Raw genomic sequence first — 14,564 nt, 5'->3', positions numbered from 1 at the left:
GCCATAAGGCCCTGTCTTATCTTTTGCGCAACGAGGCCTTCTTACCGGGGTAAACTCCTGCGAAAGCTGGTCACTCATGGAAACCGCCATGAGCGTAAAGAAGACCCCCGGAACGAAGGTTCCAGGGGCCTTCTTATCTTTATGCCAACGCCTTTTTGAACTCTTCCGTCAGAAGCGGCACGACCTCGAACAAATCTCCGACGATTCCGTAATCCGCCACTTTGAAAATCGGCGCCTCCGGGTCTTTGTTGATCGCGATGATGATGCGGGATTGGCTCATGCCGGCAAGATGCTGAATCGCGCCGCTGATGCCGCACGCAATGTAAATCTCCGGAGTGACCACCTTGCCCGTCTGCCCGATCTGCATCGCGTAATCGCAGTAACCCGCGTCGCAAGCTCCGCGCGAAGCCCCGACCGCCGCGTTCAGCACCTCGGCCAGCTGCTCCAGCGGCTTGAAGCCGTCCGAGCTTTTCACGCCGCGGCCGCCGGACACGACGATCTTCGCTTCGGTAAGATCGACTTTGCCGGACGTTTTGCGAATGACATCCTTCACGACCGAACGGAGGTCGGCGGGTGCGGCGTAATTTTCCATTACGATCTCGCCGCTGTTCGCAAGCGGCTTGGCGGGCGAAAAGTTGTTCGGACGCACCGTGACGACCTGGGGACCGGCCGTGTCGGACGCAAACCGCTTCTTCTCGAATACCTTGCCCGCATACAGAGGTCGGGTATACACAACGCCGGTTCCTTCGTTCTCGATTGCGATAACGTCGGAAATTTGCCCGGCCTGGAGGCCAGCGGCGATTTTGGGTGCCAAGTCCTTGCCGACGGCCGTATGCCCGAGAAAGACGGCTTTCGGGCTCAGCGCCTCCAGCGCTTTGGACACGGCCGCATGGTAAGATTCCGCGTTATAGGTTTCCAAATCCGCATGCTCGATCACGTGAACGGGCCCGTCTACGTACCGGGCAAGCTCTTGGGCCAGGGCTTCGACTTGGTGACCGGCCAATACCGCCGCCACCCGGTCGCCATCCGACTTCGCCTGGTTTGCCGCCGAAATTGCCTCCAGCGTGACCTGCCTCAGTTTGCCTCCGCGAACTTCCGCCACTACCGCGTAATGTTGGCTCATCCGGATTTCCTCCCCGATCGATTAGATGACTTTCGCTTCGTTGCGCAGCAATTGCACCAGTTGGGCGGCCTGCTCCTGCGGGGCGCCTTTGATGAGCTGGCCGGCTTGGCGCGCCGGAGGCAGGGATAACGATTCACGCGCAGTCTTGGGAGCGACATCCGCCTCCGAGAGGCCCAGATCGTCCAAGCCGAGCTGCTGAAAAGGCTTCTTCTTCGCTTTCATGATGCCGGGAAGCGACGGATAACGCGGCTCGTTCAAGCCTTGCTGGGCCGTGAACAAAGCGGGCAGCGAAATTTCCACGGTCTCGGTGTCGCCTTCCGCGTCGCGTTGTGCCTCAGCCCGGTCTCCGTTCAGCGTCAACCGGGTGATCGAGGAGACGTGGGGGATATTCAGCAGATGCGCGAGCCGGACGGCGACCTGGCCGCTGCCGTTGTCGATCGAGAAGTTGCCGCCAAGGATAACATCGAATGATTGCTTGCCGAGGTAAGCGGCTAATACCTTAGAGACGGCGTATTCGTCGGTGCCGATCCGCTCGTCGGCGATGAGTACCGCTTCGTCGGCTCCCATCGCAAGCGCCGTGCGCAGCGCTTCCGCCGTGCGTTCCGGGCCGACGGAAACGGCGACGATGCTGCCGCCGTGCTGCTCCTTGATGCGGATCGCTTCCTCCACGGCGTATTCGTCATAAGGATTGATCACGAACTTGACGCCGTCGTCGGAGATGTTCCCGTTCTGCAACACGATTTTCTCTTCGGTGTCGAACGTTTGCTTCATGATTACGTAGACGTTCATGCGGCTTACCCCTCTCGAAGCGTTATTTTAGGCCTCTCAGGAAAAAGTCGACCGTTTTGTCCACCTGGCCGGACAAGGAATATTTCCTGCCCGAGATCAGCCAGGAAGTGACGACTTCGTCCATGGCGCCGAACAGCAGCAGACGCGTGAGCTTCACGTCCAGGTCGGGGCGGAACGTTTGCTCCGAAATCCCCTTTTCCAGAATATGCTCGATCAATTCGATATAGGGCTTTACGGCAAGGCCGATCGCTTTGCGCAAATCGAGCGAGCTTTGCCGGAGTTCGATTTGGGTGACGTAAGCCATGTCGACGTTCTGCTCCAGCTGCGTGAAATGGATCTCGCAAATTTTGCGGATCGCTTCGTCCGCCGTACGGGTTTCCCGGATGCTGGCGTTGATCATGTCGACCAAGTCTCCCAGCCTGTCCTGGAACAGGGAAATCAGAATGTCCTCTTTGTTTTTGAAATAGAGGTAGATGGTGCCGTCGGCCACCCCTGCTTCTTTGGCGATTCTGGACACTTGCGAGCCGTGGTAGCCGTTCTCGGCGATCACTTTCTGGGCGGCATCCAAAATCTGGGCGTACTTTTCTTTCTTTTTACTTGTCATGGGGTGCTCCTCAGTGATAAAATTCAAGGTGTACTGAATGAATACTCATTCATTTTTCTTCATCTTATGAGAAAGCATGCCGGAAGTCAATGTTTTCCTCATAAGATTTTTATAGAGGGAGGTTTGTAACCGCTTACTCGAGGCGAGCTAAGACGGGGAGTTAAGCAGCGGAGAGTTTCTTATGGAAAGGGCGGATGACGATGGCGTGGCAGACGGTGAATCTCCTGCTGTTTTTGGCGGTGACAGGCTACGGGCTTTTCTTGTTTTACAAGACGGTATACCATCGCTACCTCTATTTGAAGCTGGGACAGCCCGCGGACTTCAAACGCCGGGGCGAGGGCAGGCTGGCGGAATTCCTCTCGCAGGTATTCGGACAGAAAAAGCTGCTGAAGGATCCGAAAAGCGGCATCATGCACGTCGTCGTCTTTTACGGGTTCATCATCCTGCAGTTCGGTGCCCTGGACCTCATTATCAAAGGGCTTACCCGAGGCAAACACCTCCCGCTGCCGGCTTACCGCGTGTTCGGCTTGCTGCAGGAAGTCACGGTCGCGCTCATCCTGCTTGCCATGGGTTACGCGGCCTATCGCCGATATGGAGAGAAGCTGGCGCGCCTTAAAAAAGGGTGGAAGCCGAGCATCGTGCTCTTCTTCATTTTCTTCCTGATGCTGTCGGTGGTCCTGTCGCTTGGCTTCGAACGGCTTTGGCTGGGCATGGAGCCGTCGGGATATGCGCCGATCTCCTCCGCGATCGCATCCCTCTTCGCCGGAATGCCGACGGCAGCCGCGAGGGCCGCATTTTACGTGTCCTGGTGGGCGCATCTGCTCATTTTGCTCTCGTTCTTGGTCTATGTGCCTCAGTCGAAGCATTTTCATATTGTGACGGCGCCGATCAACATTTGGTTCCGCCGCAAGGAGCCGGTCGGCAAACTCGCCAAATTGGACCTCGAGGACGAGGAAGCCGAGTCGTTCGGCGTCGGACGTATCGAGGACTTCACGCAGAAGCAGATGCTCGACTTCTACGCCTGCGTCGAGTGCGGCCGCTGCACCAACGTCTGTCCGGCCTCCAATACAGGCAAGGTGCTGTCGCCGATGCACCTGATCACGAAGCTGCGGGACCATCTCCAGGAGAAAGGCGCGGCCATCACCGGCAAGTCGCCTTGGGTGCCGGCTTTCGCTTTCACGAACTTGTCTCAAACGACGCACGCCCTCGATACCGCTGCTGTCCGGGAAACCGCATGGAACGAGACGGCCCAAGGAGCGATCACGGATATCCGTCCGACGCTGGCGTGGCAGAAGTCGACGTGGAAAGCATCGGCTATCGCAGACCCAACCTCACTCGCGGACGAGGCCGCAGCCGAAACGGCAGCCGCCAGCACCACAGCTCGTGCAATAGTCGCCTCCCCAGGGAAAAAGCCCGTAGAGCTAGAGCTGATCGGCGAGATCATGACCGAAGAAGAAATCTGGTCCTGCACGACCTGCCGCAACTGCGAAGACCAATGCCCGGTCGGCAACGAGCACGTCGACAAAATCGTCGACCTCCGCCGCCACCTCGTCCTCATGCAGGGCAGCATCCCGCACGAAGGCCAGCGCGCTTTGCAGAACATCGAGCGCCAGGGCAATCCCTGGGGCATCAGCCGCAACGACCGCGCGAAGTGGACCGGGGAGGTCGAGGGCATCCCGGTTCCGACCGTCAAAGAGAATCCCGATTTCGAATATTTGTTTTTCGTCGGCTCCATGGGCTCCTACGACCTGCGCAGCCGCAAAATCTCGCGCGCTTTCGCCCGCCTGCTGAACGAATCCGGCATCAGCTTCGCCATTCTCGGCAACGAAGAGAAAAACTCGGGCGACACGCCGCGCCGGATGGGCAACGAAATGCTGTTCCAGCAGCTCGCCGCTGAGAATATCCAGACGTTCCGGAAATACGGAGTCCGCAGAATCGTGACCGCTTGCCCGCACACCTTCAACATTTTCAAAAACGAATACCCCGATTTCGGCCTGGAAGGCGTCGAAGTGCTTCACCATACGCAACTGCTCGACCGGCTGATCCGCGAAGGCCGCCTGAAGCCCCGCCACGAGGTGAGGGAACGCATCACTTACCACGATTCCTGCTACCTCGGCCGCTACAACAACGTGTACGACGAACCGCGCAGCGTGCTCAAAGCCATACCGGGCGTGGAACTCGCCGAGATGGCGAGAAACCGCGAAAACGGCATGTGCTGCGGCGCCGGCGGCGGGATGATGTGGATGGAGGAGACGTCCGGCAAACGGGTCAATCTCGCCCGGACCGAGCAGGCGCTCGAAACCTCGCCCACGGTCATCAGCAGCGCGTGTCCGTATTGCCTCACGATGATGGAAGACGGCACCAAAATGAAGGAGGTCGACAACCGCGTCAAAGCGAGGGACATCGCGGAAATTTTGGAGCAGTCCGTGTTCGGCGACCGCCCCATCCGAGCCCTGGAAACCGAATCCACGAAAATCGGAGGTTAAGTGAACATGAACAAACCCATTCGCAAAGCGGCCGTCATCGGCTCGGGCATCATGGGCTCCGGCATCGCGGCCCATCTCGCCAACGTTGGCATCCCCTGCTTGCTGCTGGACGTCGTGCCGAAAGAACCGAGCGCGGAGGAATCCGCCAAAGGGCTGACGCTGGAGCACCCAGCGGTCCGCAACCGACTGGCTGCGGCCGCGATCGCCAAGCTGAAGAAGACGAACCCGGCACCGCTGTACGACGAAGCTTTCGCGGATCGGATTACCCCGGGCAATCTGGAGGATCATTTGCCGCAAATCGCCGAAGTGGACTGGATTATCGAAGTGGTCGTCGAAAACCTGCAGGTCAAGAAGGAGCTGCTGGCGAAAATCGAGTCGTTTTGGAAGCCGGGCACCGTCGTCACCTCCAACACGTCGGGCATCTCGATCAACGAAATGTCGGCCGACCGAGGCGAGGCGTTCCGGAAGTCGTTCATGGGCACGCACTTTTTCAATCCTCCCCGATATATGAAACTGCTCGAAATCATCCCGGGCCGTGATACGGACCCCACTCTCGTGAACCGGATGAAAGCGTTCTGCGAAAACGTGCTCGGCAAGGGCGTCGTCATCGCCAAGGATACGCCGAACTTCATCGCCAACCGGATCGGGACCTACGGCCTGCTCGTGACGCTGCAGGAAATGGTGGAGAAAGGCTATTCGGTCGAGGAAGTCGACGCCGTCACCGGACCCGCGATGGGCCGGCCGAAAAGCGCGACCTTCCGCACGTTGGACCTTGTCGGTCTCGATACGTTCGTGCACGTGGCGGACAACGTATACGGCAGCGTCGCGGACGGCGCGGAGAAAGCGGCGTTCGACACTCCGGCTGTCCTTAAAGACATGGTGGCGAGAGGCTGGCTGGGGGAGAAGTCCGGACAAGGCTTCTACCGGAAAGTGAAAGGCGAAGGCGGTAAAAGCGAGATTTTGTCGCTCGACCTCGCCTCGATGGAATATCGGCCGCAGAAGAAACCGTCGTCGGGTTCGCTGGAAGCCGCGAAACTCGCCAAAGGAGCCCGCGAGAAAACGAAAGCGCTGCTGACGGGCGGCGACCGCTTCTCCGATTTGACGTGGGACATTTTGAAAAAGGTGCTTCTCTACTCCGCCGGCAAAGTCGGGGAAATCGCGGATTCGATCGAAGAGATCGACAATGCGATGAAATGGGGCTTCAACTGGGAACTGGGGCCTTTCGAGACATGGGACGCCATCGGGCTCGTCCGTTCGGTCGAGCGGATGGAGAAGGAAGGGGAGACCGTCCCGCTCTGGGTCAAGGATTGGATCACGCAAGGCAACACGTCGTTCTACCGGGTGGATAACGGGATCCGTTTCTACGTCGACGAGGGCAAATACAAGCAGGTGGACCAGCGGCCCGAGGTGATTTCGCTGCGCAGCCTGAAGGAACAGAACCGGGTCGTAAAAGGCAATGGTGGCGCAAGCCTGATCGACCTTGGGGACGGAGTCGCTTGCCTGGAGTTCCATTCGCCGAATAACGCGATCGGGGCCGACATCCTGACGATGATCTCGCAGAGCGTCGAGGAAGTCCGGAACAACTTCGAAGGCATGGTTGTCGCCAACCAGGGGCGGAACTTCTGCGTCGGCGCCAACATCATGCTGCTGCTGATGGAAGCGCAGGACGAGGAATGGGACGAAGTCGACGGGATCATCCGGCTGTTCCAGAATACGATGTACAAATTGAAACGGCTGGAAAAACCCGTCGTGGCCGCTCCTCACCGGATGACGCTGGGCGGCGGCGTGGAAGCGTGCATGCCCGCGGACCAGGTCATCGCGTCGGCCGAAACCTACTACGGCCTGGTAGAGGTCGGCGTCGGCCTCATCCCGGCGGGCGGCGGCTGCAAGGAGTTCGCGCTGCGGGTCAGCCAGAACGTCAGCCATCCGGAAGCGGACTTGCAGCCTTTCATCAACCAAGTGTTCGAAACGATCGGCATGGCCAAGGTTTCGACGAGCGGTCATGACGCCAAACGATTGGGCTACCTGAAGCCGACGGACCGCGTGCTGGCCAACCAGGACCACCTCATCTATGAGGCGAAGCAAGCCGTGCTGCGCATGGCCAAAGCGGGCTACGAGCCGATTCGCGAAGAGAAAATCCGGGTCGTCGGTTCGGAAGGCAAAGCGGTCATGCAGCTGGGTGCCATCGGCATGAGGGAGAGCGGCTATATCAGCGACCACGACCTGAAAATCGCCAAGAAGCTCGCGCACGTGCTGGCGGGCGGCGACGTGCCGGCCGGTACGCTCGTGACCGAACAATACATGCTCGATCTGGAGAGGGAAGCCTTCCTGAGCCTCTGCGGGGAGCCGAAAACCCAGCAGCGCATGCAGCACATGTTGACCAAAGGCAAAGCGCTTCGCAACTAACATCCCCGGGAGGGTGATCGATCGATGAGAGAAGCCGTAATCGTATCCATCGCGAGAACCGCGATCGGCAAAGCCAAGAAGGGCAGCCTCGTCCAGACGCGTGCGGATGATATGGGCAAAGCCGTGCTGGAAGCGGTGATGGAGCGGACGCCCGGCCTGGCCAAGGAGGACGTGGAAGACGTCATTATCGGCTGCGCGATGCCGGAGGGCGAGCAGGGCTTGAACTTCGCCCGGATCATGTCGCTGTACGCCGGATTTCCGAACACGGTCCCCGCGCTGACGGTCAACCGTTTTTGCTCCTCGGGGCTGCAGTCCATCGCGTTCGCGGCCGAGAGGATCATGCTGGGCCACGCGGACGTCATCATCGCCGGAGGCGTGGAAAGCATGAGCCACGTGCCGATGACGGGCTTCAAAATTTCCCCGAATCCGCGGATCGTCGAGGAGATGCCGGAGGTTTACATCGGCATGGGCCACACGGCGGAGAACGTGGCTTCTCGGTTCGACGTCTCTCGCGAGGACCAGGACCGTTTTGCCGTCCGCTCGCACGAGAAAGCGGCGAGAGCGATCGCGGAAGGCAAGTTCAAGGAAGAGATCGTCCCTCTTCCCGTGGAGCTGAAGAGCGTGGACGAGAAGGGCAAGGTGCAGGCGAAGCGGTTCGCGTTCGACACGGACGAGGGCGTGCGCGCCGACACGTCGTTGGAAGGGCTCGCCAAGCTGAAGCCGGCGTTTAAGCTGGGCGGCTCCGTCACGGCGGGCAATTCGTCGCAGATGAGCGACGGAGCGGCAGCCGCCGTCGTCATGAGCAAGGAGCGGGCGGAAGCGCTCGGCTTGAAGCCGCTGGCGACTTTCCGGTCGTTCGCGCTGGCCGGCGTTGAGCCGGAAATCATGGGCGTCGGCCCCGTGAAGGCCATTCCGAAAGCGCTGAAGATGGCCGGTATTACTTTGGATGACGTGAAGCTGTTCGAAATCAACGAGGCGTTCGCTTCCCAATGCGTGCAAATCATCCGGGAGCTCGGCATCGACGAGGAGAAGGTGAACGTGAACGGCGGCGCCATCGCGCTCGGGCATCCGCTGGGGTGCACGGGCACCAAAATCACGGCGACGCTCATTCACGAGCTGCGCCGCAGGGGCGGAGGTTTCGGCGTCGTCTCGATGTGCATCGGCGGCGGCATGGGCGCGGCGGGCGTGTTCGAGGTTCATGCGGGGTAAGAGGCAGGCAGCATCCCACCATTCATCCATCCGAATACGAGGAGAGATCGGCGATGAGCAAAGTGCTGAACGACAAGGTGCTGGGCGGAAGCTTCATCATTGAGGATATCGATTATTCGAGAATCGTGTCTCCCGAGGATTTCACCGAAGAACAGCGCATGATCGCGCAGACGACCGAGGATTTCGTGGAGACGGAGATTGCCCCGCACGACGAGGCGATCGAGAAGCTGAACTACGAGCTGACCGTGCAGAAGCTGCGCAAGGCCGGGGAGACCGGCTTGCTCGGCGCCGACGTGCCGGAGGCCTACGGCGGCCTCGGCCTCGATAAGGTCAGCTCCACGTTGATCAGCGAAAGCATGACCAAAGCGTCCGCGTTCGCGCTGTCCGCCGGCGCGCACGTCGGCATCGGCACGCTGCCGATCGTCTATTTCGGCACCGAAGCGCAGAAGCGAAAGTACTTGCCCGACCTCGCTTCCGGCGAGAAGCTGGCCGCCTACTGCCTCACGGAGCCGTCCTCCGGCTCGGACGCCCAAGGCGCCAAGACGACGGCGATGCCGACGGAAGACGGCAAGCATTACGTGCTGAACGGCACGAAGCAATTCATTACGAATGCTGGCTTCGCCGACATTTTCATCGTCTATGCCAAGGTGAACGGCACCGATTTCAGCACGTTCATCGTCGAGCGAACGATGCCGGGCGTCAGCATCGGGCCTGAAGAGAAGAAGATGGGCATCAAGGGGTCGTCCACTTGCCCGCTCATTCTCGAGGACGTCATGGTGCCGGCCGAGAACCTGCTGTGGGAGATCGGCAAAGGCCACCTGATCGCGTTCAACATCCTGAACATCGGCCGCTTCAAGCTGGCAGCGGGCACGCTCGGCGCCTCCAAGGACGCGATCGAGCTGGCTTCCAAATACGCGAACGAGCGCACCCAGTTCGGCCGCAAAATCTCATCGTTCCCGCTCATCGGCAAGAAGCTGGCGGAGATGAACGTAAAGACGTATGCGCTCGAGAGCATGGTTTACCGCACGGCCGGCCTGTTCGACGAGGGGCTGGCGGAGGTCGACCACGCCGGCGACAACGTCGGATTGCAAGCGGCCAAAGCCATCGCCGAGTACCAGCTGGAATGCTCGATCAACAAGGTGTTCGGCTCCGAGGTGCTGGACTTCGTCGCGGACGAGGGCGTCCAAATCCACGGCGGCTACGGCTTCATCCAGGAGTACCGCATCGAGCGCATTTACCGGGATTCCCGCATCAACCGCATTTTCGAAGGGACGAACGAAATCAACCGCCTGCTCATTCCGGGCACGCTGATCAAACGCGCGATGAAAGGCGAGCTGCCGCTCATGCAGAAAGCGATGGCGCTGCAGTCGGAGCTGATGGAGCTGGTGCCGGGGCAACCGTTCGAAGGCACGCTGGAGCAGGAAACCCACCTGCTGGGCATGGCGAAGAAGATTTTCCTGATGGTCGGCGCGCAGGCGGTGCAGAAATACCAGATGAAGCTGGAGCAGGAGCAGGAAATCTTGAGCCACCTCGCGGACATCATGATCTCCGTGTTCGCGGCGGAAAGCGCCCTGCTGCGGACGCGCAAGCTGATCGCCAAGTCCGGGGAGGCGAAAGCGGCAACCGCCGTCGCCATGACGCAGGTTTTCGTGCACGAGGAGTTCGCGAAAATCGAAGGCTGGGCCAAGGAAGCCTTGTCGGCCATGGAGTCCGGGGATATGCTCAGAACCCAGTTGTCGGTGCTGAAGAAGCTGACGCGCAAGACGCCGGTCGACACGATCGGGTTGAAACGCCAAATCGCGGCCAAAGTCATCGAAGCGGAAAAATACGTCGTGTGACGCGAGGGTAGAAGCAACGCCGTAACTCTGCAACTCTGTAACTCGTAACTCACCATGTGAGAAGAGGTGTCGGCCCATGCCGAATAAACCTTGGTTGAAGGAGTATCCTGCAGAAGTTCCTCCGACTTACGAGTATCCGAAACGGAATTTGGCCCATTTTCTCGTGGATTCCGCCTCGGCGCATCCGGACAGGATCGCGCTCGAGTTTCTGGGTAAACGGATCAATTACCGTTCCCTCCTGGCGTCGTCCCGCCGCTTCGCGAACGCCCTGCTTCGGCTGGGCGTCCGCAAGGGGGATCGCGTCGCCGTGATGCTGCCGAACTGCCCGCAAGGGGTCATCGCGTATTACGGCACGCTCCTGATGGGCGGCATCGTCGTCATGACGAACCCGCTGTATATGCCTCGGGAGCTGGAGCACCAGCTGCGCGACTCTGGCGCCAAAGTCATCGTCACCTTGGACCAACTGGTCGGACGGGTCAAGAAAGCGACGGCGGCCCGCCCGCTCGACCACCTGATCGTGACGACGATCCAGGACTACTTGCCGTTTCCCAAAAACCTGCTGTTTCCGCTGAAGCAGAAGAAGGAAGGCAAGTACGTCAAAATCGACTACGGCGGCAATGTCCATGCTTTCCGGGAGCTGTTGAACCGCTCTCCGGCCGATGCAGAGGAGGTCTCGGTCGATGCCGACCGCGATCTTGCCCTGGTCCAATACACCGGAGGAACGACCGGACTCGCCAAAGGCGTAATGCTCACGCACTCCAATCTCGTGGCCAATACGATCCAAAGCCGGCTCTGGTGTTATCGGATCGAGAGCGCCCAGGAAAGGCTGCTAGCGGCGCTGCCGTTTTTTCACGTTTTCGGCCTGACCTGCCTGCTGAATCTCGGCATCTATACCGCAGGCACGCTCATCTTGCTTCCCCGGTATGAGCCCGGGCAGGTGCTGGAGACGATCCAGAAGCAGCGGCCGACGATGTTCCCCGGAGCCCCGACGATGTACATCGGCCTCATGAACCATCCGAGGATCAAGGAGTACGACCTGTCCTCCATCAAGTGCTGCATCAGCGGCGCCGCGTCTCTCCCGCACCAGGTGCAGGAACGTTTCGAAACGCTCACGGGAGGCAAGCTGATCGAAGGCTACGGACTCACCGAAGCGTCTCCGGTCACGCACGCCAACAACATTTGGGGGAAACGCAAAAACGGCTCCATCGGCATCCCGTTTCCCGACACGCAAGCGCGGATCGTTTATCCCGATTCGTTCGAGGACGTGGAGCCGGGGGAAATCGGCGAGCTTGCGGTGAGCGGGCCGCAGGTCATGCAAGGCTATTGGAACCGGCCGGAGGAGACGGAGCGCGTGCTTCGGGACGGCTGGCTGCTCACAGGAGACCTCGGGACGATGGATGATGAAGGGTTCTGTTACATTCTCGACCGCCGGAAGGACTTGATCATCGCGGGCGGCTACAATATTTATCCCCGCGAAGTAGAAGAAGTGCTGTTCGAGCATCCGGACGTCGAAGAGGCGGCGGTCGCCGGCGTCGTGGACCCGTACCGGGGCGAAACGGTCAAGGCCTACATTGTCCTGCGCCAAGGGGCGAGCGTCGGCGCGGACGACCTGAAAGCTTGGTGCAAAGAAAGACTTGCGGTTTACAAGGTTCCGAAAGTCTATGAGTTTCGGGAAACGCTCCCGAAGACGATGGCCGGCAAAGTGTTGCGGCGGAAGCTGATCGAAGAAGACGAGGAGAAAGCACGCACATCCTAAGAGACATGCAGGAGGCGGGGACGCCATGGACGCGACGAACCCGGAAACGAAGCTGCCGGCGGAGTTCGAGATTTGGAAGGAGAAGGCGGAATCCACCTTCTGGGGGTTGCTCGGCTGCGAATTCGAGGAGCTGACCGACAAGCAGATCACCGTTTCGCTCGACATCAAGCCCCATCATCTGAATTTGATCGGGATTTTGCACGGCGGCGTGCATGCCACGATGATGGATTCCGCGATGGGCCTCATGGCGATGATCGCCAGACCCCGCGAAAGCGTGGTCACGACCAACCTGAATCTGCACTACGTGGCGCCGACCGGCCAAGGGCGCATCATCGTGACGGCGGAGCTCGTGCATATGTCGCGGAAGCTGGTCAATACGCAGGCTTACGCACGCACGGGTGACGGGGAGCTGCTGGCGTTCGGGACGGGAACGTTCCGCGTCATCGAACCGAAAGCGCCGGTTCCGGCCGACGACCACAATTAAAGGAGAGGAACGAATGGGGGCCATTGAAGAATTGCGGAAGCTCGCGGAGGCGATGAATGCCGATCCGGAGCCGATCCGTTCCCTGCAGACCGTCTACCAATTCAACCTGACCGACGGAGCCTCGTATCAGGCTTCGTTTCGGGACGGAACGGTGACGGTCACCGAAGGGACGCCGGATGAGCCGGCCTGCACGCTGACGCTCTCGGAAGCGAATTTCTTCAAGCTGCTCCGGGACGACCTCAACGCGACAATGGCGTTCATGCTGGGCACGCTCAAGGTGGAAGGAAAGATCGGGCTGGCGCTCAAGCTGCAAGAGGCGCTGAGGCAGTACGTATAATTTACTGGGTCGAGTTTCGGAGCAACGGAAGTGACGCGGTAATCCGGCGAGATAACCGGATATTCCGGCTATCTCTGTTTATTTGAGAGTTTGTAGGGGGATTTTAACCGTATCTCAGACGATTTTGGGCTGAAATCGGAGAGTTGACCGGAAAATCCGGTTATCTGTATCGTATTCGCGGGCTAGAGCGGCGGGTTAGCAGGAATTTCCAGTTATCTTGCACGCCGCTCCTGCGATCTAGTCACCATGCTCTGCAAATCGTCGACACCGTCTTTAGTGACACCCAGTATCGCTATTTCGGCGTCGTTCCTGTGCCCGTCACCAGCCAGACCTCATAACAAAAAAAGCGCAAGGATCTTTCGATCCCTGCGCTTTCATATTTTTATAGAAAAGAGTTGAGTTTAAGAGAAAAACATGTTACAATAGGGTTTACCTTATTTCACATCTTTTAATAATATCACAGCGATTTGCACTTGTCAATGGGCAGTTATCTAAAGGGGAGTTGCACGGTGGAAGACAAACAACGGCAAGATCTCATTGCGGACAAAGCGTCGGAGCAAGAGCAGGAACAGTTCGACCTGCAAGACCTTTCGCTGCCGCCGGGAGTCGACACGAACGATCCGGTAAGGATGTACCTGAAGGAAATCGGGAGAACCCGCCTTCTGTCGATGGACGAGGAGATCGAGTTGGCCCAGAGGATCGAGCAGGGGGACGAAGAAGCCCGGCAAAAGCTGACGGAAGCCAACCTTCGTCTGGTCGTCAGCATCGCGCGCAGATACGCGGGACGGGGCATGCTGTTTCTCGACCTGATCCAGGAAGGGAACCTCGGCCTGATGAAGGCGGTCGAGAAGTTCGACTATCGCAAAGGCTTTAAATTCAGCACTTACGCCACTTGGTGGATCCGGCAAGCGATCACGCGCGCCATCGCCGATCAGGCCAGGACCATCCGTATTCCCGTGCACATGGTGGAGACGATCAACAAGCTGATCCGCGTATCCCGCCAACTGCTGCAGGAGCTGGGCCGCGAGCCGACGCCGGAGGAGATCGCGCAGACGATGGAGCTGACGGTGGAACGCGTTCGCGAAATCCAGAAAATCGCGCAGGAGCCCGTGTCGATGGAGACGCCGATCGGCGAGGAGAGCGATTCCCACCTAGGCGATTTCATCGAGGATCCCGACGCGATCGCTCCCGAGGACGTCGCGGCGTACGAGATGCTCAAGGAACAGATGAAAGACATTCTCGATACGCTGACCGACCGGGAAGAGAACGTCCTGCGCCTGCGCTTCGGACTTGACGACGGGAAAACCCGCACGCTCGAGGAAGTGGGCAAAGTGTTCGGCGTTACCCGCGAGCGGATTCGCCAGATCGAGGCGAAGGCGCTTCGGAAGCTGAGGCATCCGAGCCGCAGCAAGAGACTGAAGGATTTCCTGGAAGACTAATGTCCATTTCATAGATTGGGTCATCGGGAGGAGCCGAATTCGGCTCCTTCTTTATTTTGGCCGCTTGTTGGGAAGAATACGGGAAAAATGGGC

Annotated in this window: 10 protein-coding genes and 1 pseudogene; 8 read left to right on the top strand and 3 right to left on the bottom strand. The window is 59.4% G+C overall.

Going from position 1 to position 14,564, the window contains the following annotated elements; translation table 11 throughout:
• Positions 1 to 139 precede the first annotated feature (139 nt).
• Genes EAV92_RS15805 through EAV92_RS15795 form a run of 3 tightly spaced genes read right to left on the bottom strand, consistent with a single transcriptional unit; the run spans position 140 to position 2,516 of the window.
• The gene (locus EAV92_RS15805) at positions 140 to 1,123 is read right to left on the bottom strand and encodes an electron transfer flavoprotein subunit alpha/FixB family protein (protein ID WP_123041995.1); all 984 of its coding nucleotides are present in this window, start codon (positions 1,121 to 1,123) and stop codon (positions 140 to 142) included.
• Positions 1,124 to 1,144: 21 nt separating this feature from the next.
• Positions 1,145 to 1,912, bottom strand: a complete 768-nt coding sequence (locus EAV92_RS15800) for an electron transfer flavoprotein subunit beta/FixA family protein (protein ID WP_123041994.1) — start codon at positions 1,910 to 1,912, stop codon at positions 1,145 to 1,147.
• Positions 1,913 to 1,934: 22 nt separating this feature from the next.
• Positions 1,935 to 2,516, bottom strand: a complete 582-nt coding sequence (locus tag EAV92_RS15795; protein WP_123041993.1) for a TetR/AcrR family transcriptional regulator — start codon at positions 2,514 to 2,516, stop codon at positions 1,935 to 1,937.
• Positions 2,517 to 2,716: 200 nt separating this feature from the next.
• On the opposite strand from EAV92_RS15795, the gene EAV92_RS15790 reads away from it, so the two are divergent.
• The 8 genes and pseudogenes from EAV92_RS15790 to rpoD all read left to right on the top strand — a co-directional run.
• On the top strand, positions 2,717 to 5,002 hold the full coding sequence (locus tag EAV92_RS15790) for a (Fe-S)-binding protein (RefSeq protein WP_123043765.1): 2,286 nt from the start codon (positions 2,717 to 2,719) through the stop codon (positions 5,000 to 5,002).
• 6 nt (positions 5,003 to 5,008) lie between these two features.
• Complete coding sequence (locus EAV92_RS15785) at positions 5,009 to 7,408, top strand: 3-hydroxyacyl-CoA dehydrogenase/enoyl-CoA hydratase family protein (RefSeq protein ID WP_123041992.1); 2,400 nt, start codon at positions 5,009 to 5,011, stop codon at positions 7,406 to 7,408.
• Positions 7,409 to 7,432: 24 nt separating this feature from the next.
• Complete coding sequence (locus tag EAV92_RS15780; protein WP_123041991.1) at positions 7,433 to 8,617, top strand: acetyl-CoA C-acetyltransferase; 1,185 nt, start codon at positions 7,433 to 7,435, stop codon at positions 8,615 to 8,617.
• Positions 8,618 to 8,670: 53 nt separating this feature from the next.
• A complete protein-coding gene (locus EAV92_RS15775; RefSeq protein WP_123041990.1) occupies positions 8,671 to 10,455 on the top strand; it encodes an acyl-CoA dehydrogenase family protein in 1,785 nt (594 codons plus the stop codon).
• A 76-nt stretch (positions 10,456 to 10,531) separates the two neighbouring features.
• A complete protein-coding gene (locus EAV92_RS15770) occupies positions 10,532 to 12,211 on the top strand; it encodes a long-chain-fatty-acid--CoA ligase (protein ID WP_123041989.1) in 1,680 nt (559 codons plus the stop codon).
• Positions 12,212 to 12,236: 25 nt separating this feature from the next.
• The gene (locus EAV92_RS15765; protein WP_123041988.1) at positions 12,237 to 12,695 is read left to right on the top strand and encodes a PaaI family thioesterase; all 459 of its coding nucleotides are present in this window, start codon (positions 12,237 to 12,239) and stop codon (positions 12,693 to 12,695) included.
• 13 nt (positions 12,696 to 12,708) lie between these two features.
• Positions 12,709 to 13,032, top strand: coding sequence for an SCP2 sterol-binding domain-containing protein (locus EAV92_RS15760; protein ID WP_123041987.1), 324 nt, complete (start codon positions 12,709 to 12,711; stop codon positions 13,030 to 13,032).
• A 494-nt stretch (positions 13,033 to 13,526) separates the two neighbouring features.
• Positions 13,527 to 14,471 (top strand): annotated as a pseudogene (gene rpoD / locus EAV92_RS15755) (RNA polymerase sigma factor RpoD); the annotation flags it as partial.
• Between the last annotated feature and the right edge of the window lie 93 nt (positions 14,472 to 14,564).

This window comes from Cohnella candidum, from assembly GCF_003713065.1.
GTDB classification, from domain to species: Bacteria; Bacillota; Bacilli; order Paenibacillales; family Paenibacillaceae; genus Cohnella; species Cohnella candidum.
The sequence above is the reverse complement of the archived record's forward strand: the minus strand, read 5'-3'. Positions and strand labels throughout refer to the sequence as shown.

Excerpts from the sequence above, each read along its gene's own strand:
- EAV92_RS15805 (WP_123041995.1), bottom strand. The coding sequence starts at position 1,123 with ATGAGCCAACATTACGCGGTAGTGGCGGAAGTTCGCGGAGGCAAACTG.
- EAV92_RS15800 (WP_123041994.1), bottom strand. The coding sequence starts at position 1,912 with ATGAACGTCTACGTAATCATGAAGCAAACGTTCGACACCGAAGAGAAA.
- EAV92_RS15795 (WP_123041993.1), bottom strand. The coding sequence starts at position 2,516 with ATGACAAGTAAAAAGAAAGAAAAGTACGCCCAGATTTTGGATGCCGCC.
- EAV92_RS15790 (WP_123043765.1), top strand. The coding sequence starts at position 2,717 with ATGGCGTGGCAGACGGTGAATCTCCTGCTGTTTTTGGCGGTGACAGGC.
- EAV92_RS15785 (WP_123041992.1), top strand. The coding sequence starts at position 5,009 with ATGAACAAACCCATTCGCAAAGCGGCCGTCATCGGCTCGGGCATCATG.
- EAV92_RS15780 (WP_123041991.1), top strand. The coding sequence starts at position 7,433 with ATGAGAGAAGCCGTAATCGTATCCATCGCGAGAACCGCGATCGGCAAA.
- EAV92_RS15775 (WP_123041990.1), top strand. The coding sequence starts at position 8,671 with ATGAGCAAAGTGCTGAACGACAAGGTGCTGGGCGGAAGCTTCATCATT.
- EAV92_RS15770 (WP_123041989.1), top strand. The coding sequence starts at position 10,532 with ATGCCGAATAAACCTTGGTTGAAGGAGTATCCTGCAGAAGTTCCTCCG.
- EAV92_RS15765 (WP_123041988.1), top strand. The coding sequence starts at position 12,237 with ATGGACGCGACGAACCCGGAAACGAAGCTGCCGGCGGAGTTCGAGATT.
- EAV92_RS15760 (WP_123041987.1), top strand. The coding sequence starts at position 12,709 with ATGGGGGCCATTGAAGAATTGCGGAAGCTCGCGGAGGCGATGAATGCC.